Genomic DNA, 18,477 nt, shown 5'->3' with positions numbered 1-18,477 from the left:
GGCCCCCCAACCAAGCTGGACGCGGGGTGGCGCAAGTAGCGTCGGCCGCCAGGGCCAGGCTGGGCTTGCCGGTGACGCTGACCGCGTTGACCACGCCGGGCGCCCTGGCCGCGTTGGACGCGTGGCGCAATCAGCTTTGGCCGCGCCGGGCGTGTAGACCGTGTCGGCTTGGGGGAACGGCGGAGGCCCCGCTCCCGGGTGGGTGCGGGGCCTCTCGTCTGCCTGTCGGGAACGATCCCGCCGCCGGTGGCGCGGCGGCGCGCCTGCGCCAAGCGCGTTCGGCGGCCGGCGGTCAGGACGGGTGGACGACCACGTAGCGGTCGGGCTCCTCGCCCTCGGACTCGCTGCGGAGCCCGGCGGCCGCCACCGCGTCGTGCACGATCTTGCGCTCGAACGGGGTCATCGGCGCCAGCGGCTTGGCCTCGTTGCTCTGCTTGACCTCGGCCGAGATGTCCTGGCCCAGCTTGGTGAGCTCGGCGCGGCGACGCTCCCGGTACCCGCCGATGTCGAGCATCAGCCGGGTGCGGTTGCCGGTCTGGCGGTGCACGGCCAGGCGGGTCAGCTCCTGGAGCGCCTCCAGCACCTCGCCGCGCTTGCCGACCAGCTCGTCCAGGGAAGCGCCGACGACGGCGACCACCGCGCGCTCGCCCTCGACGTCCATGTCGATGTCGCCGTCGTAGTCACCGATGTCCAGCAGGCCCTCGATGTAGTCGGCGGCGATCTCGCCTTCCTGCTCGAGCGCCTGGACGTCGACCTCGGTGGTGTCGGTCTGGCTCAACGGGATCTCCTTCTTCGACAAGGGCAGGGGTCAAAACTAGCGCTTCGGGCTGCCGCTGCGCTTGCTGCGCGGCTTGCGCGTCGGCTGGTTGCGCACGACCTTCGGCTTGGGCTCCGGCTCGGGAACCGGCTCCGGCTCCTTCTTCAGCTTGCCCTTGATGCCGGAGGAGCCCGCCGCGGCCTTGGCACCGCCCGCCCCCTTGCCCGCGCCCGCCTTGCCACCGGCGGCGGGCTTGCCGTCCGCGCCGTTCTCGCCGTTGGCGCCCAGCGGCGGGTACTTGGAGTAGATGTAGTGCTGCTGGACGAGGGTCCAGCTGTTGGACGTCACCCAGTACATGAGGACGCCCAGCGGGAAGCCGAGGCCGAACAGGCCGAACAGCGGCGCCAGGAAGACCATCATCTTCTGCGCCTGCATCATCGGGTTGTTCTCGTCGGTGACCGGCTGCCGCTTCATGCTGGACCGAACCGTGAAGAACGTGGTGATGGAGCTGATCACGACGGCGATCGCGGTGACGGTGACCGCGCTCCAGTTGCGAGGGTCGGACCCCCAGGCGGTCAGGAACGTGTCAGGAATGTGCGCGCCGAAGATGTTGGCCTTCTGGGCGCTCTGCACCAGGTCGGGGGTGACCGCGAAAACGCCCTGGCCAGGGTTGGCGTCGGAGATCCGCTTGAGAACCTGGAAGAGCCCGATGAACACCGGCATCTGCACCAGGATCGGCAGGCAGCCCGACAGCGGGTTGGCGCCGTTCTCCTGGTAGAGCTTCATGACCTCCTGGTTCATGCGCTGCTTGTCGTTCTTGTACTTCTTGCGCAACGCCTGAACCTTGGGGTTCAGCTCCTGCATCTTCCGGGACGCGTGGATCTGCTTGACGAACAGCGGCACCATCAGCAGCCGCAGCAGCACCGTGAGCAGGATGATCGAACCGCCCCAGGCCCATCCGCTGTCCTTGGGGAAGACGGCACTCAGTCCCGTGTGAATCCACACGATCAACTGAGCGACGATCGAATACAGCCAATCAAGCACCGGGCAGCTCCTTGGGCTCTGCTAGGGCGGGGCCGCTCTCCGCGCGGCCGGAGGTGGTGGAGGGGGCAGCGCCCTTCGCCGGCGGTACGGGGTCGAAGCCGCCACGATGGAACGGGTGGCACCGGCCGATCCGGCGAACGGTCAGCCAGCTGCCGCGCAGCGCGCCGTGGACCTGGAGCGCCTCCAGGCCGTACGCGCTGCAGGTGGGCTGGAAGCGGCACTGCTGGCCGAGCAGGGGACTCAAGAAGCGGCGGTAGGCGCGGACGAACAGGATCAGCACACGCGCAGCCGGACCGATGCGCCCTGCTGCGGGCTCGGACTCGGCGGCGGGGGGACCTCCCCCTGGCTGGCTCGTCATCTCCGCCCCTTGGAGGTGGGCCGCAGCAGCCGGTCGAGCGCCGACTCCAGATCCGCGGCCAGTTCGTCGTTGCGCGCCGTCCCCGAGGCGGGATTGGCGCGCACTACGAGCAGGCTACCCCCCGGGAGGCGGTGCAGGTGCGGGCGGACCAGGTGCCTGAGGCGCCGCTGGACGCGATTACGCACGACGGCATTGCCGACCGTGCGGGCCACGATGAAGCCGACGAGCGGCGTCGCCGCTTCGCCGGGAATGTCGTCCCGGCGAAGCAGGTGCACGACGACGGTGGGCCGTCCTGCGCGGCGACCGCGCCGGACGGCCTGGGTGAACTCCTCCCGCCGCCGCATCCGGTGACGGGACGGCAGCATGCGAAGGAAGGCCGGTCAGACCGCGATGCGCGAGCGGCCCTTGCCGCGCCGCGCGGAGATGATGGCGCGCCCGGCGCGGGTGCGCATGCGCAGCCGGAAGCCGTGCTTCTTGTGGCGACGACGGTTGTTCGGCTGGAAAGTACGCTTGCTCACTCGAGGCTCCAGTGCTGCGGTCGGTCTGATCGGGTCTGATCTTGAGGCGCGATGTCTCGCATCGAGGAACGCGTCCGGTCCCCCGCAGCGGGGGCCCACCCGTGCTCGCCCGTCGTCCACAGTGGGAGAAAAGGGAACGAGACGGCGGGCACGCGTCATCTCCATCGATGCGACTCGACCTCAGAACGTTACGGGCAACCGGGCCGTCCGGTCAAACGGAGAGCGCCGTCGGCGTTCCTCGCGACCTTGAACTTCACCGGTGTTCACCCAGGGCGGACGCCCGTGTTCACCGAGCACTACCACCCGCGCAAGGTTGCCGGCGACCCCACACCCGCCTGCCATACGCGTCGCCAAGCCCACTGGCCCCTGTTCCCTCGGCCTGTCTCCACGCGCTTCAGGCCACTTGGCAACTTTCGAGGCCTCCGATGCGCCTGCCCACTTGCGTCTATCCGCCTGCACTGTCGGCCCGTTCTACCTGCCTGGCCGCTCACCCGCCAGGGATCCCGCTCGCCTATGCCGCTCGCCCGCCAGCGCCTGCCCACCTACACCCCTGCCCGCACGTGCCTGTGTGCCGCGGTTCACCGACCCCATAAGCCCGTGGCCTCGCCCGTCTACGCCCACCGCGCCCGGCCAGAGTCGCCGGGGGCAGCGCCCGCGGGCGCGGGCCTGGGCGGCTCCGCCCGGCACGGACGGCCCAGCCGCTGCGCTCCTGGTGGATGGCCGCGGGGGCTACGGCCCGGGCCGGGCGGCCGGGAACGGCATCCCCGGCCCCGGTGGCGCGGCGCCTGCCACTTCTCGCCCGCACCCGCCTACCTGGGCCGCTCGCTCGACTGAACCCGCTGGCCGAAGCACCTTGGGCCACGCTCGCTTGCAACCATCCGTCTGCGCCGCCCACTCGACTGCGCCCGCCTCTGGGCCGCTCGGCCGCTCAACCCGCCCCCCGCCCACCTGTGCCCACCTACCTGGGCCTTGCCCGCGTTGCCTGCCTTGGCTGTGCGCTCGGCAGGGCCCACCCATGCGGCCTCGCCGTGCTCGTCCACCATGCCCTGCACCGCCCGCAACCGCTCGCCCTGGACCATGCCCTGCACCGCCCGCTCGCTCGGCTGGCCCTCGCCCGCCTCCGCTCGCCCGCGTGGGCTCCCACACGCCAGGGTCGTACTCGCTTACGCCCATGCGCTGCCGAGGAGGCGTAGACCGCCGCGGCCGCGCTCGCCGAGGCGGGACCGGATCTGAGATCGTCGGCACCCCCGCCGCCGAGCTGTCCGGGCCTGGTGCGCGCTCGCGGCGCTGGCCCTTGTCTCCGGCGATGGCCCCGGCGCGGACGCGCGGCTTGACCGGGGCGTCGAACTCCTCGGACTGTCGCTGGACGACCGGCTCACGTGCCCCGGCGAGCTCCCGGGCGCCCGCCTCCAGTGGGCGCTGGGCACCGTGCTCCTGCTGCGGTACGACCCGCGGCGCGGCCGGGGTGACAAGCGCGCCGGCCAGGATCTCGGCGCGGGCATCGCGCGCCTGGAACGCTCACGGGAGCTGTCGGCGGTCCGCCCCGGCGATCCGTCCAGGGCCGCGTGCCTGCAACGGCTGGCCCTGCTCTACCGCGACATGGCCGACACGGACCGGGCGATCGAGGCCGGCATGGAGGCGCTGCGCGCCCACGTCGACGACGTCCTGCTCCAGACCACCTCTGACGTCTCGGGTGCTCCGCCGTTTGTGCCGTGATCGGCTGGGCCCGTTCGCATGGACCGGCCACTCGGCTGGAGTCGGCGGCCAGCTACGTCCCTGCGCGGCTGGGTTGGGCGGTTGAACGTTTGGGCTCTGTGGGGCTTGGGGCGGGGGTGGAGAGCATCTTGCGGCTGTGTACGGGTGAGTACGGAGCGAATGTGGTGATGGCCACGTGAGGCGGATGACCCTCGTGACCCGTGTTGCGAGTGCGCGGCGGCGGGCGCTACTGTCTTCCGGGCGAGCCGATCGACGCTTGCGGCGTCCGCGTCGGCCCCGACATCCTCCCGAAGTCCCGCCTCGAACCGAACCGTTCCGTTTCCGCGGCGGGTACTCGCCCCCTGAACGTCATCCCGAGCCTGTGCCGTACCGCCTCATCGTCGACCCACAGACTTTTCCACACGGGCTCCGGTGCTCATACACAGCGTGTGGACAACTCTGTGGACAACTCGTGAGAGAGTAAGTCTTCCGCGGCGTCGGTGAGCTCCTGGAGACGGGCCGCGTACGTGGGGAAGCTGGGCAGTCAGGTGCTCCGGGCACGGAGTGTTGGGGAGGGGACCTTGCGCATGGACGGTCAGGATCTCGCGTCGGTCTGGACCCGCACTCTGACCGCCCTGTCCGAGGGAGAGCTGCCTCCGAGCTACCGCGCCTGGCTGCCGCTCGTGCGTCCGCTGGCCCTTGTGGAGGGCACCGCGCTGCTGGCCGCGCCCAACGAATTCGCCAAGGACGCACTGGAAACGCGGCTGCGCAACCTCATCACGCAGGCGTTGTCGCACGAGCTGGGCCGGGAGATCCGCGTCGCGGTGACCGTCCAGCCGGAGCCTCCCGGGGCGGCCGGCGGCGAGCCGGGCCAGGGCCATCATGAACGTCCCCCCGACCCCTATTACGACGACCGGTCGTTCGATGACCGTCCCTCCTATGAGGACCGCTCTTACCGTGACCGTCCCTATCCCGAGCAGGGGTATGGAGGGCGTCCGTCGTCAGGTTCTATCCACAGCCCCGGCGCTCCCGGTGGATATCCCCTTCCGGACGAGGACCGCGGCTGGCCCCCGCGTGAGGGCGACCCCGGCGGCGGTTTCCCATCGACGTCCCGTCCTCCCGCCTTCGGGGGGCCGGGTGGTCGTCCGGGGCCCTTCGACGGGCGCGGCTATCCGGGGCGTCCCCCTGGGTCAGAGAACTACGAGCCTGAGGGTTACGGGCCCGCGGGCGAATCGCGCGGACGTCACGGCGGTTCGCCCCAGGGGCACGCGCCTTCTCATCTGAACGACCGCACGCTCGGCGCCCCGCGTCCAGGACGCGGCGGGCCTCCCCAGCCCCGGGGCGGCGAAGGCCAGGGCGAGCAGCCGCGCGGCCGTACCGAGGACTCCTTCGCCTCGGCCCCTGCCGGCGAGTCCTATCAGCCGACCGACTCCTACCGCGGCGACGAGTCTCCTTATAGAGGAGGAGACGACAGGGGAGAAGGGGCCTTCCGCGACGAGGAGCCTTCCGCCGTGCCCGAGACGCGCGGCGGGCACCCGCATACGGGCAACGGTCCCGCCCCCGGCGCGGAGCACGCGCGGCTCAACCCGAAGTACACGTTCGAGACGTTCGTCATCGGGTCGTCGAACCGGTTCGCGCACGCGGCGGCCGTCGCGGTGGCCGAGCAACCGGCCAAGGCGTACAACCCCTTGTTCATCTACGGCGACTCGGGGCTGGGCAAGACCCACCTCCTGCACGCCATCGGGCATTACGCGCAGAGCCTCTTCAACGGGGCGCGGGTGCGGTACGTGAGCTCCGAGGAGTTCACCAACGACTTCATCAACTCGATCCGCGACGGAAAGGCCGACGGCTTCCGCAGGCGGTATCGGGACGTGGACATCCTCCTCGTCGACGACATCCAGTTCCTCGAAGGCAAGGAACAGACGCAGGAGGAGTTCTTCCACACCTTCAACACCCTGCACAACGCGAGCAAGCAGATCGTTATCTCCAGTGATCGGCCGCCCAAAGAACTGGTGACGCTGGAGGATCGTCTGCGCAACCGGTTCGAGTGGGGGTTGACCACCGACGTGCAGCCGCCCGAGCTGGAGACCCGGATCGCGATCCTGCAGAAGAAGGCGCGGCAGGAGGGTCTGGCGGCGCCGCCGGACGTGCTGGAGTTCATCGCCTCGCAGATCGCGACGAACATCCGCGAGCTGGAGGGCGCGCTGATCCGGGTGACGGCGTTCGCCAGCCTCAACCGGCAGTCGGTCGACATGAAGCTGGCGGAGATCGTCCTGAAGGACCTGATCCCCAACGACACCGGCCCGGAGATCACCGCGGCGATGATCATGGCGCAGACGGTGGAGTACTTCGGCACCACGATCGAGGACCTGTGCGGCCCGTCGCGGTCCCGGATGCTGGTGACCGCCCGGCAGATCGCGATGTACCTGTGCCGGGAGCTGACCGACCTGTCGCTGCCGAAGATCGGGCAGCAGTTCGGCGGCCGCGACCACACCACGGTGATGCACGCCGAGCGCAAGATCCGGTCCCTGATGGCCGAGCGCCGTGCGATCTACAACCAGGTGACCGAGCTCACCGGGCGGATCAAGCACCAGGCCCGCAAACGCTGACCGTTCGGTCCACCCGCGCGACTCTCCTGCCGGCCGCCCCGGCGGACGGCGTCCGACGCTACCCACAGGTTGGGGAAAACACTGGGGATCCGCGTGGAAAAGCCAGGGGAGAACCTGAGGATAGATCGTGGATGGTTTGTGGACGGGTTGGGGACCGGGCGGGGGACCCGACCGGCATCATGGGGACGACTCCGTGGACAGCCTGGGGAACACCTGGGGACGTGCTGGGGACGGGGCGTCCGGACGGCCCGTCCCGATGGCGTCCGATGCGGGCGGCCCGGCGGCCGGCGGGAAAACCTGCGGAGAACTCGTGGACAACCGGGGGATGACATGAGGATCGCGTGTGGGGACGGTTTCGCCGTCCTCAGGCGGCGGCGGCGCGTCCACGGCCAGTACACACGGCCGGTGGAAAGAAACTGGGCTGTCACCTGCGAGGACACCCGTCATCCACACTATCCACGGCCCCTATGACGAGTACTGCACCTTGTTTCTACCCAAGAAGAGAATCAACTCAACTCAGGGCCTGGGGATCCCGTGTCCCGGGCGTGCCGATTGATCAGTTCCACCTCACCCTCGTACCGAAACCTTCAGGAGGCGGGTCCCCATGAAGTTCCGCATCGACAGAGACGCCCTCGCCGACGCCGTGGCGTGGACGGCCCGGACGCTCCCGGTGCGTCCGCCGGTCGCCGTGCTGGCGGGCATGCACCTGGAGGTGACCGACCGGCTGAAGCTGTCGGCGTTCGACTACGAGGTGTCCGCCCAGGTGTCCACGGACATCGATGTGGAGGAGCCGGGCAGCGCCCTGGTGTCGGGGCGGCTGCTGGCCGAGATCTCGCGCAGCCTCCCTCCGCACCCTGTGGAGGTGACGACGGACGGGGCGAAGGTGATGCTCCGCTGCGGCAGCGCGAAGTTCACACTCCTCACCATGCCTGTGGAGGACTACCCGACGCTGCCGGAGATGCCTCCGGCGGCCGGGTCGGTGGGCAGCGACGAGTTCGCCGCGGCGGTCAACCAGGTCGCGGTCGCGGCGGGCAAGGACGACACCATCCCCATGCTCACGGGCGTGCGGGTGGAGATCGAGGGTGAGACGGTCACGCTGGCCGCCACCGACCGGTACCGGCTGGCGGTGCGGGAGATGCACTGGAAGCCGGACCGCCCCGACTTCTCCGCGGTGGCCCTGGTGCCGGCCAAGACGCTCGCCGACACGGCCAAGTCGCTGACCGCGGGCGCGGAGGTGTCGATCGCGCTGGGCGGCACGGGGAGCGGCGCCGGCGAGGGCATGATCGGGTTCGAGGGCGGCGGCCGCCGCACCACGTCCCGGCTGCTGGACGGCGACTTCGTCAAGTACCGGTCGCTGCTGCCGAGCGAGTACGCGGGGCTGGCCGAGATCCAGACGTCGCAGTTCATCGAGGCGGTCAAGCGGGTGTCCCTGGTCGCCGAGCGGAACACCCCTGTGCGGCTCTCGTTCAGCCAGGGAGAGGTCGTCCTGGAGGCGGGCACCGGGGATGAGGCTCAGGCCGTCGAGGCGCTGGAGGCGACGCTGGAGGGCGAGGACATCGAGATCGCGTTCAACCCCGGCTTCCTGCTCGACGGGCTGGCTGCGATCGGCTCGGACGTGGCCAGGCTGTCGTTCACGACGCCGACCAAGCCCGCGGTGCTGACCGGCAAGCCGCCGCAGGACGGTGAGAACCCCAACTACCGCTACCTGATCATGCCGGTGCGGTTGTCCGGTTGAGCCGATCCCCGAACGGCGGCCGCCTGAAACCGTTGCGGCTCGGGCTGCGTCATGCACAGGTGTGTGGACGACCGGCGCGCGGCGCACGAGCGCACAGCCTGTGGACGCGCCACGCGTAGACGCCGGTTTCCGGGTACGCCTATGCGCGGCGGTCGCGGACGGCATGGAGCCAGGGCCGGACGCACCGCGCGTGTACGGCGCGGCGGCCCGCCCCTGGGCCCGCACGCGGGGTCTCTGTACCCGCATGGGGGTCGGCCGCCCTGTGCAGGGACGATGTAGGGCACGCACGACACGTACGGCAAGGACGCTACGTACAGGAGTGAGCATGGAGCTGGGGATCATCGGCCTGGGCAAGATGGGCGCCAACATGGCCGAGCGCCTGCGCAGGGGCGGCCACACGATCGTGGGGTACGACCGCGATCCCGAGATCAGCGACGTCGCCTCGCTCGATGAGCTGATCGAGCGGTTGCCCGCCCCCCGCGCGGTGTGGGTGATGGTGCCCGCCGGAGCCCCGACCCACGACACTGTCCACAGGCTTGGGGAAATCCTCGAACCTGGGGACATCGTGGTCGACGGCGGCAACTCCCACTATGTGGACGACCAGAAGCACGGTGACGAGCTCGCGGCCAAGGGCATCGGCTTCCTCGACTGCGGCGTCAGCGGCGGGGTGTGGGGCCTGGAGAACGGCTACGCGCTCATGGTCGGCGGCGACGAGGAGCACGTGAAGCGGGTGATGCCGATCTTCGAGACGCTCAAGCCCGAGGGCGAGTTCGGCTTCGTGCACGCGGGGAAGATCGGCGCGGGCCACTTCGTGAAGATGGTCCACAACGGCATCGAGTACGCGATGATGCAGGCCTTCGGCGAGGGCTGGGAGCTGATCGAGGCCAGCGACGTGGTGACGAACGTGGCCGAGACCTTCCTCAGCTGGGAGCAGGGCACCGTCATCCGGTCGTGGCTGCTGGACCTGATGAACCGGGCGCTGGCCGACGATCCCCACCTGGACGAGCTCCGCGGATACGCCAACGACTCCGGTGAGGGCCGCTGGACCGTCAAGGCGGCCGTGGACCACGCGGTGCCGCTGCCCGCCATCACCGCCTCGCTCTACGCGCGGTTCGCCTCGCGCCAGGACGACTCCCCCGCGATGAAGGTCGTGGCGGCCCTCCGCAACCAGTTCGGCGGTCATGCCGTGGAGTCCGCCAAGGGGGCCGACTCCCCCGGCGCGGACGTCGAGCCGCCCCAGCTGTAGAGGTGTGAGCGGCATGGTGGGGTAGCAGTGGCCGGAAGGCTCTACGCTCGTGTCTCGTGCACGTCGCCCACCTGTCGCTCCAGGACTTCCGCTCGTACGCCACCGCAGAGGTCGCGCTCGAGCCGGGGGTCACCGCGTTCGTGGGGCCCAACGGCCAGGGCAAGACCAACCTGGTGGAGGCCATCGGGTACGTGGCCTCGCACGGCAGCCATCGCGCCGCCACGGACGCCCCGCTGGTACGGCACGGGGCCCCGCGGGCGATCGTGCGGGCCGGGCTGGTGAAGGACGACCGCAAGGCCCTGATCGAGTTGGAGATCAACCCGGGCAAGGCCAACCGGGCGCGCCTGAACCGCTCTCCCGTCCCCAGGCCCAGGGAGATCCTGGGGTTGCTGCGCACGGTGCTGTTCGCCCCAGAGGATCTGGCCCTGGTGAAGGGCGACCCTGGGGAGCGCCGTCGTTTCATGGACGAGCTGCTGACGGCGCGCGCGCCCAGGTTCGCGGGCGTCCGCTCCGACTACGACCGCGTTCTCAAGCAGCGCAACGCGCTCCTCAAGTCGGCCGCCGCGCACAGGCGCGCCCCCGGCCAGGAGGTGCTGGCGACCCTCGACGTGTGGGATTCGCACCTCGCCCGTACGGGAGCGGAGCTGCTGGCGGCCAGGCTGGACTTGGTGAGCGCGCTGCGTCCCCTGGTGGTCCGCGCGTATGCGGCGCTGGCCCCCGGAAGTGACGCCGCCGACCTCATCTACAAGAGTTCCCTGGGCGACGAGGCGGAGTTGTCCACAGACCGTGCAAAACTCGCCGAGCAGTTGCTGGCGGGCGTGGCCGGTGCGCGGCGGCAGGAACTGGAGCGCGGGGTGAGCCTGATCGGCCCGCACCGGGACGAGCTCGTCCTGCGGCTGGGGGAGCTGCCCGCGCGCGGTTACGCCAGCCACGGCGAGTCGTGGTCGTTCGCGCTCGGGCTGCGGCTGGGGGCCTTCGACCTGCTGCGGGACGACGGGGACGACCCCGTGCTGATCCTCGACGACGTGTTCGCGGAGTTGGACACGGGCCGGCGCAGCCGCCTGGCGGAGATGGTGGCGCCGGCGGAGCAGGTCCTGATCACCGCCGCGGTCCCGGCGGACGTGCCGGAGGAGCTGACCGGTGTCTCGTACACCGTTTCGGACGGGGAGGTGGCCCGGTGAGCGATCGTCCACAGGATGTGCATAACTCCCCCGATCCCGTGAATGCCTCCGACGTCCCCCCTGGGACGGGCACATCCGGGTCTGGCGAGACGCACGCCGCATCAGCCTCCGGCCAGGGCGCTGCGGAGGCCGCCCCGGCCAAGTCGGGGATCGAACTGGCGCGCGAGGCTCTGGCCCAGGCCAAGGCAGACGCCCGTAAGCGCGGCTCTATCCCGGGGCAGGGGGGCAAGCGTAAGAGCGTTCGCCCTTCGGTTGTTCGGGAGCCTGGCCGTGGGGGCGATCCCAAGGCGTTCGGCGCGGCCATAAGAGACCTGCTGGCCTCCCGGGGGTGGGAGCAGCGCGCGGCCGTCGGCGGCGTCTTCGGCAACTGGCCTGGCATCGTGGGCCCCGAACTGGCCGAGCACACCCGTCCCGACCGGTTCGAGGACGGCGAGCTCACCGTGGTGGCCGACTCCACCACCTGGGCCACCCAGCTGCGGCTGCTGTCGTCCACGCTGGTGCGGCGGCTGAACGAGGAGCTCGGGCACGGGACGGTGCGCAGGGTGAAGGTGGTCGGCCCGTCCTCGGGTCCGCGCCGCACGGGCGGCTGGCGCGTCCGCTGACCCCCTCCGCGCCCTGATCATCCGTAGTCCGTCGCTCACTCACCGTGCCCTGATCGCCCGCCGCCCGTCCGTTGATCGACGCCGCTCCGCTGTTGATCGTCGTCGCTCCGCCGCCCGGGGGCTGATCGCCGCCGCCGTCCGGGAAGCGCCGGCGCCGTCCGGCAACCGGCCGCGAGGCCGTCCGGGAACCGGTCAGGAGGCCGTCCGGAGGGCGTTCGGAGATCGTGTCGCCGCAGGCCGCGGGGGTGGCCGGAGCGCGAGGCGGCGGCCACGAACTGTCAGTGGCGTGTGGCAGGCTCCGATCCGCGAGCAAGACCACCACAAGAGAAGACATGGACCACGTGCGGAACGTGACCGGCCCGTCGCGGGCGGCGATCGCACGGGTGGGAACATCTGTTCGGTGTGGCGGTAGATGAATTTCGCTGCGAGCGCGCCGTAGGCCAGAGAACCCCCCGGGGCCTATGGGGGGATGCATCTCCTCGCCCACTCGCCCGCCACACGCGCATACAGGGCCCGTCAGTGCCACTTTTTGCCTCGCGAGCCGGTAGAATGAGAGCGGGTTCAGGATGCTGCGCCGCCAATGGGTCGCCCGGGTCTCTGGCCGACTGACCAGAGCATGAGGGCGCCCTTACGTGTGTTACGGGGCACACCGCGTTCTCCCGACGGGAACGGGCGCGGGTGACGAGCATCCCCGGCAGGAGGATCTCCTTTGGCGTACGACGCTAGTTCGATCACTGTCCTTGAAGGTCTCGAGGCGGTGCGCAAGCGCCCGGGCATGTACATCGGCTCGACCGGGGAAAGAGGCCTGCACCACCTCGTCTATGAGATCGTCGACAACTCGGTCGACGAGGCGCTCGCCGGCTATGCCGACGAGATCGTGGTGACGCTGCTGGCCGACGGCGGCGTGCGCGTGCGCGACAACGGCCGCGGCATCCCGGTGGGCGAGCACCCGGTCGAGAAGCGGCCCGCCATCGAGTTGGTACTGACCACGCTGCACGCGGGCGGCAAGTTCGACGGCAAGTCGTACGCGGTCTCCGGCGGCCTGCACGGCGTGGGCTCGGCGGTGGTCAACGCGCTGTCGACCCGGTTGGACGCCGAGGTCAGGACGGACGGCCACTTCTGGCGCCAGTCCTACACCTGGCAGGGCCCCGTGGCGCCGCTGGAGAAGGGCGAGCCGACCGACGAGACCGGCACCACGATCTCCTTCTGGCCCGACGGCGCCATCTTCGAGACCCTCGAGTGGAACTTCGAGACGCTCTCGCGCCGCATGCAGGAGTACGCGTTCCTCAACCGCGGGCTGTCGATCACGCTGCGCGACGAGCGGCCCGAGCACGCCGACGGCGAGCCGGGCGAGCCCGGCGAGCCGCGCGAGGTCCGCTACCACTACGAGGGCGGCATCGAGGACTTCGTCCGCTACATCAACAGCAAGAGGGACGCGGTCCACGACTCGGTCGTCTACTTCGGCGACGACACCGAGGGCATGTCGGTGGAGATCGCCATGCAGTGGAACTCCTCCTACGCCGAGTCGGTGCACACCTTCGCCAACACGATCAACACGGCCGAGGGCGGCACCCACGAGGAGGGCTTCCGGGCGGCGCTGACCAGCATCGTCAACCGGTACGCCAAGGAGCAGAAGCTCCTCAAGGAGGGCAAGGACGACAACCTCACCGGTGAGGACGTCCGCGAGGGCCTGACCGCGATCATCTCGATCAAGCTGGCCGACCCGCAGTTCGAGGGGCAGACCAAGACCAAGCTGGGCAACACCGAGGCCAAGTCGTTCGTGCAGAAGGCGTGCCACGAGCATCTGCGCGACTGGTTCGAGCGGAACCCGGGCGAGGCCAAGGAGATCATCAACAAGGCCACGCAGGCGGCGCGGGCCCGGATCGCGGCGCGGCAGGCGCGCGACCTGACCCGCCGCAAGAGCCTGCTGGAGTCGACCTCGCTGCCCGGCAAGCTGTCGGACTGCCAGTCCACCGACCCGTCCAGGACCGAGCTGTACATCGTGGAGGGCGACTCGGCGGGCGGCTCGGCCAAGGGCGGCCGCGACCCGCACTACCAGGCGATCCTGCCGATCCGGGGCAAGATCCTCAACGTGGAGAAGGCGCGGATCGACCGCATCCTCAAGAACAACGAGGTGCAGGCGATCATCACCGCGCTGGGCACCGGGGTGCACGACGAGTTCGACATCTCCAAGCTCCGCTACCACAAGATCATCCTGATGTCGGACGCCGACGTGGACGGCCACCACATCAACACGCTGCTGCTGACCCTCCTGTTCCGGTTCATGAAGCCGCTGATCGAGGCGGGCCACGTCTACCTGTCCCAGCCCCCGCTCTACAAGATCAAGTGGGATGCCCGGGGCCAGGACGCCGACTACGCCTACTCCGACCGGGAGCGCGACGCGATCATCGAGGCGGGTGTCGCCGCCGGCAAGCGCGACCCGCGCCCCCGCGACCTCGTGCAGCGCTTCAAGGGCCTGGGCGAGATGAACGCCAACGAGCTGTGGGACACCACCATGGACCCCGACAACCGGGTCCTGCTGCAGGTCACGCTGGACGACGCGGCCCAGGCCGACGAGCTGTTCAGCGTGCTCATGGGCGAAGAGGTCGAGCCGCGCCGCGAGTTCATCCAGCGGAACGCGAAGGACGTCCGCTTCCTGGACATCTGAGCATGGGCGCCCCGGCGCCGTCCGGGCCGCCGGCCGTCCCGCGCCTTCCCGTGGTGCCGTCCGGGCACCGCTCCCGGCGAAGGCGGCGCGGTACGGCGGGCGACGGCGGGTCAACGGCGGCGGAGCGTCCGGGAGCGGCGGCCCTCCGGGGTGGCCGCGCCGGCGTGGACGAACTTCCTTCCACTACGTAGAAGAGGTCTTTCAGAGTGACGGACGTGACCACAGAGGGCGGGCACCCGGGCGAGCGGATCGAACCGGTCGACATCCAGGTCGAGATGCAGCGCAGCTACCTCGACTACGCGATGTCGGTCATCGTCGCGCGCGCGCTGCCCGAGGTCCGCGACGGCCTCAAGCCGGTGCACCGCCGCGTGCTGTACGCGATGTACGACGGGGGCTACCGCCCCGACCGGGGCTACTTCAAGTGCGCCCGCGTCGTCGGCGACGTCATGGGGAACTACCACCCCCACGGCGACTCGGCCATCTACGACGCGCTGGTCCGGCTGGCCCAGCCCTGGTCGATGCGGTACCCGCTGGTCGACGGCAACGGCAACTTCGGTTCGCGCGGCAACGACCCCGCCGCGGCCATGCGGTACACCGAGTGCCGTATGGCGCCCCTGGCGATGGAGCTGCTGCGCGACATCGACAAGGAGACCGTCGACTTCTCCCCCAACTACGACGGCCGCTCCCAGGAGCCGGACGTCCTGCCGTCCCGGTACCCCAACCTGCTGGTGAACGGCTCGGCCGGCATCGCGGTCGGCATGGCCACCAACATCCCGCCGCACAACCTGCGGGAGGTGGCCGAGGGCGTCCAGTGGTACCTGGAGAACTACGGCGCCACGGACGAGGAGCTGCTGGAGGCGCTGATCCAGCGGGTCAAGGGCCCCGACTTCCCCACCAGCGGCCTGATCGTCGGCCGCAAGGGCATCGAGGAGGCCTACCGCACCGGCCGCGGCTCCATCACCATGCGGGCCGTGGTCGACGTCGAGGAGATCCAGGGCCGCACCTGCCTGGTCGTCACCGAGCTGCCCTACCAGGTCAACCCCGACAACCTCGCGCTGAAGATCGCCGAGCTGGTCAAGGACGGCAAGCTCGACGGGGTCGCCGACGTCCGCGACGAGACCTCGGGCCGCACCGGCCAGCGGCTGGTGATCGTGCTCAAGCGGGACGCGGTCGCCAAGGTCGTCCTGAACAACCTCTACAAGCACACCCAGCTGCAGGAGACCTTCGGCGCGAACATGCTCGCGCTGGTCGACGGGGTGCCGCGCACGCTGCGCCTCGACCAGTTCGTGCGGTACTGGGTGGCGCACCAGATCGACGTCATCGTCCGCCGCACCCGGTTCCTGCTGCGCAAGGCCGAGGAGCGCGCCCACATCCTGCGCGCCCTGCTCAAGGCGCTCGACCGGATCGACGAGGTCATCGCGCTGATCCGGCGGTCGCCGTCGGCGCAGGAGGCGCAGCGGGGCCTGATCGGGCTGCTGGAGATCGACGAGATCCAGGCGCAGGCCATCCTCGACATGCAGCTGCGCAAGCTGGCCGCCCTGGAGCGCCAGCAGATCACCGACGAGTACGACAAGCTCATGGCGGAGATCGCCGACTACAACGACATCCTGGCCTCGCCCGACCGGCAGCGCCGGATCGTCGGCGACGAGCTGGCCCCGATCGTCGAGAAGTTCGGCGACGAGCGGCGCACCGAGATCATCCCGTTCGACGGGGACGTGTCGTACGAGGACCTCATCGCCGAAGAGGACGTCGTCGTCACCATCACCCGCGGCGGCTACGCCAAGCGCACCAAGACCGACCTGTACCGGGCGCAGCGGCGCGGCGGCAAGGGCGTGCGCGGCGCGCAGCTCAAGCAGGACGACATCGTCGACCAGTTCTTCGTCACCACGACGCACCACTGGATCCTGTTCTTCACCAACAAGGGCCGGGTCTACCGCGCCAAGGCCTACGAGCTGCCCGACACCAGCCGCGACTCGCGCGGCCAGCACGTGGCCAACCTCCTGGCGTTCCAGCCCGACGAGCACATCGCCCAGGTGATGGACCTGCGCGACTACGACGTCGCGCCGTACCTGGTGCTGGCCACGAAGAACGGCCGGGTCAAGAAGACCGCGCTGCGCGACTTCGACTCGCCCCGCACCGGCGGGATCATCGCGATCAACCTGGTCGACGACGACGAGGTGATCGCCGCCCGGCTGGTGTCGCCGGAGGACTACCTGCTGATGGTGTCGACCGGGGCGCAGGCGATCCGGTTCCTGGCCGACGACGAGTCGCTGCGGCCGATGGGCCGGGCCACCAGCGGCGTCATCGGGATGCGGTTCGACGACGACCAGTACGTGCTGAACATGCTGGTCGCCCAGCAGGACGCGCACGACGTCCTGGTGGCCACCGAGGGCGGGTACGCCAAGCGCACCCCGATCGACCAGTACCCGGTTCAGGGCCGTGGGGGTAAGGGCGTCCTCACCGCTAAGATCGTGCAAACTCGCGGCAGGCTGGTAGGGGCGTTGATGGTGGGGCCCGACGACGAGGTGTTCGCGATGACGTCCAACGGCGGCGTCATCCGTACCACGGCGGCGGAGATCAAGCAGTCCGGCCGCCAGACCATGGGCGTCCGTCTGATGAACCTCGCCGAAGGGGACAGCGTCGTCGCCATCGCGAGGAACGTAGAGTCCATGGAGGACACGGACACCGAGGCGGACGAGGGGGGGCGACGGTGAATGAGGTCCCCGGTTCCGCCCACGAACCGCCGGGGCGGGTTCGCCGCGCCCGGTCCGCTCCGGGCGGGCGGGTGCCCCGCCCCCGCGCGGAGGGACCGGGAACGAGTGAGCACGCCCTAGGCCAGGAGGACACGTGAGCAGCCAGCCCGGCAAGGACGAGGCCCGGTCAGACGCCGGCCGTACCGGCAAGGGATCAGGCTCCGGCGACTCCCCGGCGGGCGGTAAGCCCAAGAAGTCCAAGAAGACCGTGGCGGCCTCGGCCGCCAAGCCCGGGCGGGACGAGGCCACCGTGGAGATCCCGCCGGCGGAGGAGACCAAGGCCGACCTCCCCCGGATAGAGCCGGAGCCGTCCGGGGAGGCGGCCGGCCGCGACCAGCCGGAGATCACCCCGGTCAGGGACACGCCCGGCGCGCCGCCGGCGGCCTCCGACTCCTCCTCGGAGCCGAGCTGGACCAAGCCCGCCGAGCCCGCGGCCTCGGTCTCCAGCGGCCGCGCGGAGCCGTCGTTCGGGGCCCCCGAGCCCCCCGCCGACCATTCCGCCCCGCCTGTTCCGGGGGTGATGAACCCGGGCGGGCCCTCGCCGCAGGCCGGCACGGGTCACACGGGCACGCCCGGCTCCGGGGGCACGTCCCGGTTCGGCTCGGGCTTCGCGGGCAGCGTCCTGAAGAACCGCGGGCGCGGCACGTCGCCCGGCTCCGCCAAGCCGGGCGGTGGCGGCGGCAAGACCGCCCGCAAGGCCCAGCTGCAGCTGGCCCGCCTGGAGCCGTGGTCGGTCATGAAGTTCAGCTTCGTGATGTCGCTGGTCTGCTTCGTGGTGCTGCTGGTCGCGGTGATCGTGCTGTACGCGATCCTGTCCGGCCTCGGCGTGTTCTCCGCGATCACCGACACCGTCTCCGACCTCACCCGCCGCCAGGGGGAGACCAGCGGCGGCCTGGACGCCGGGAGCTGGTTCTCCTTCGCCCGCGTCTTCGGCTACACGGTGCTGGTCGGCGCGCTGAACGTGCTGTTGATCACCGCCCTGTCCACGGTCGGCTCGGTCATCTACAACCTGGCCGCCGACCTGGTCGGAGGCGTCGAGGTCACGCTCAAGGAGGCCGAGTGACGACCGTGTGACGACCGGTCGAAGGCTGCCGCCGCCGCCCCGCGTTTATCGATTTCCGGTTGTCACGCCGGATGGGGTAATCTCTCGTTGCGCCGCTAGGGCGGCGGCACAGCACGGGCCTATAGCTCAGTCGGTTAGAGCGCATCCCTGATAAGGATGAGGCCGGAGGTTCAAGTCCTCCTAGGCCCACCACTCCAGAAGCCTTCACCGGGTGTCCGGTGGGGGCTTCTGGTTTCCGGGGCGACGGC

General features: G+C 70.4%; 14 protein-coding genes and 1 tRNA gene. 10 read left to right on the top strand and 5 right to left on the bottom strand.

The features are described 5' to 3' along the window. Positions 1-292 precede the first annotated feature (292 nt). Genes ACZ466_RS21535 through rpmH form a run of 5 tightly spaced genes read right to left on the bottom strand, consistent with a single transcriptional unit; the run spans position 293 to position 2,677 of the window. The gene (locus ACZ466_RS21535) at positions 293-778 is read right to left on the bottom strand and encodes a Jag family protein (RefSeq protein ID WP_378280542.1); all 486 of its coding nucleotides are present in this window, start codon (positions 776-778) and stop codon (positions 293-295) included. A gap of 36 nt (positions 779-814) precedes the next feature. After that, positions 815-1,801 (bottom strand): membrane protein insertase YidC, encoded by a 987-nt coding sequence (yidC, locus tag ACZ466_RS21530; RefSeq protein WP_378280540.1) that lies wholly within the window; start codon positions 1,799-1,801, stop codon positions 815-817. Continuing rightward, positions 1,794-2,159, bottom strand: a complete 366-nt coding sequence (gene yidD, locus ACZ466_RS21525; RefSeq protein WP_378280538.1) for a membrane protein insertion efficiency factor YidD — start codon at positions 2,157-2,159, stop codon at positions 1,794-1,796. The genes yidC and yidD overlap by 8 nt, the downstream gene beginning before the upstream one ends. Continuing rightward, entirely contained in the window at positions 2,156-2,524 is a 369-nt protein-coding gene (rnpA, locus tag ACZ466_RS21520) for a ribonuclease P protein component (protein WP_378280536.1), read from the bottom strand. Before rnpA ends, yidD begins: the two co-directional genes overlap by 4 nt. Before the next feature lie 15 nt (positions 2,525-2,539). Next, entirely contained in the window at positions 2,540-2,677 is a 138-nt protein-coding gene (gene rpmH / locus ACZ466_RS21515; RefSeq protein WP_378280534.1) for a 50S ribosomal protein L34, read from the bottom strand. Positions 2,678-4,105: 1,428 nt separating this feature from the next. Here rpmH and ACZ466_RS21510 point away from each other — a divergent pair. The 10 genes from ACZ466_RS21510 to ACZ466_RS21465 all read left to right on the top strand — a co-directional run bounded on the left by ACZ466_RS21510 (position 4,106) and on the right by ACZ466_RS21465 (position 18,421). After that, the gene (locus ACZ466_RS21510; protein ID WP_378280532.1) at positions 4,106-4,393 is read left to right on the top strand and encodes a hypothetical protein; all 288 of its coding nucleotides are present in this window, start codon (positions 4,106-4,108) and stop codon (positions 4,391-4,393) included. 566 nt (positions 4,394-4,959) lie between these two features. After that, entirely contained in the window at positions 4,960-6,981 is a 2,022-nt protein-coding gene (gene dnaA, locus ACZ466_RS21505) for a chromosomal replication initiator protein DnaA (RefSeq protein WP_378280530.1), read from the top strand. Between the two features lie 604 nt (positions 6,982-7,585). Then, positions 7,586-8,716 (top strand): DNA polymerase III subunit beta, encoded by a 1,131-nt coding sequence (dnaN, locus tag ACZ466_RS21500; RefSeq protein WP_378280528.1) that lies wholly within the window; start codon positions 7,586-7,588, stop codon positions 8,714-8,716. Positions 8,717-9,041: 325 nt separating this feature from the next. Further along, positions 9,042-9,962: a phosphogluconate dehydrogenase (NAD(+)-dependent, decarboxylating) gene (gene gnd, locus ACZ466_RS21495; RefSeq protein WP_378280526.1), complete on the top strand. Its 921-nt coding sequence runs from the start codon at positions 9,042-9,044 to the stop codon at positions 9,960-9,962. Between the two features lie 56 nt (positions 9,963-10,018). Continuing rightward, positions 10,019-11,143 (top strand): DNA replication/repair protein RecF, encoded by a 1,125-nt coding sequence (gene recF, locus ACZ466_RS21490; protein ID WP_378280523.1) that lies wholly within the window; start codon positions 10,019-10,021, stop codon positions 11,141-11,143. Beyond that, entirely contained in the window at positions 11,140-11,745 is a 606-nt protein-coding gene (locus ACZ466_RS21485; RefSeq protein ID WP_378280521.1) for a DciA family protein, read from the top strand. The genes recF and ACZ466_RS21485 overlap by 4 nt, the downstream gene beginning before the upstream one ends. Before the next feature lie 709 nt (positions 11,746-12,454). Next, positions 12,455-14,413 (top strand): DNA topoisomerase (ATP-hydrolyzing) subunit B, encoded by a 1,959-nt coding sequence (gene gyrB / locus ACZ466_RS21480; RefSeq protein WP_378280519.1) that lies wholly within the window; start codon positions 12,455-12,457, stop codon positions 14,411-14,413. 206 nt (positions 14,414-14,619) lie between these two features. Further along, the gene (gyrA, locus tag ACZ466_RS21475; protein ID WP_464043915.1) at positions 14,620-17,127 is read left to right on the top strand and encodes a DNA gyrase subunit A; all 2,508 of its coding nucleotides are present in this window, start codon (positions 14,620-14,622) and stop codon (positions 17,125-17,127) included. 133 nt (positions 17,128-17,260) lie between these two features. After that, positions 17,261-18,229 (top strand): DUF3566 domain-containing protein, encoded by a 969-nt coding sequence (locus ACZ466_RS21470; RefSeq protein WP_378280516.1) that lies wholly within the window; start codon positions 17,261-17,263, stop codon positions 18,227-18,229. A 115-nt stretch (positions 18,230-18,344) separates the two neighbouring features. Beyond that, positions 18,345-18,421 (top strand) — tRNA-Ile (locus ACZ466_RS21465). Positions 18,422-18,477 lie beyond the last annotated feature (56 nt).

This window comes from Actinomadura rugatobispora, assembly GCF_055379765.1.
Note: the sequence above shows the minus strand (reverse complement) of the source record. Positions and strands in the feature narration are given on the sequence as shown.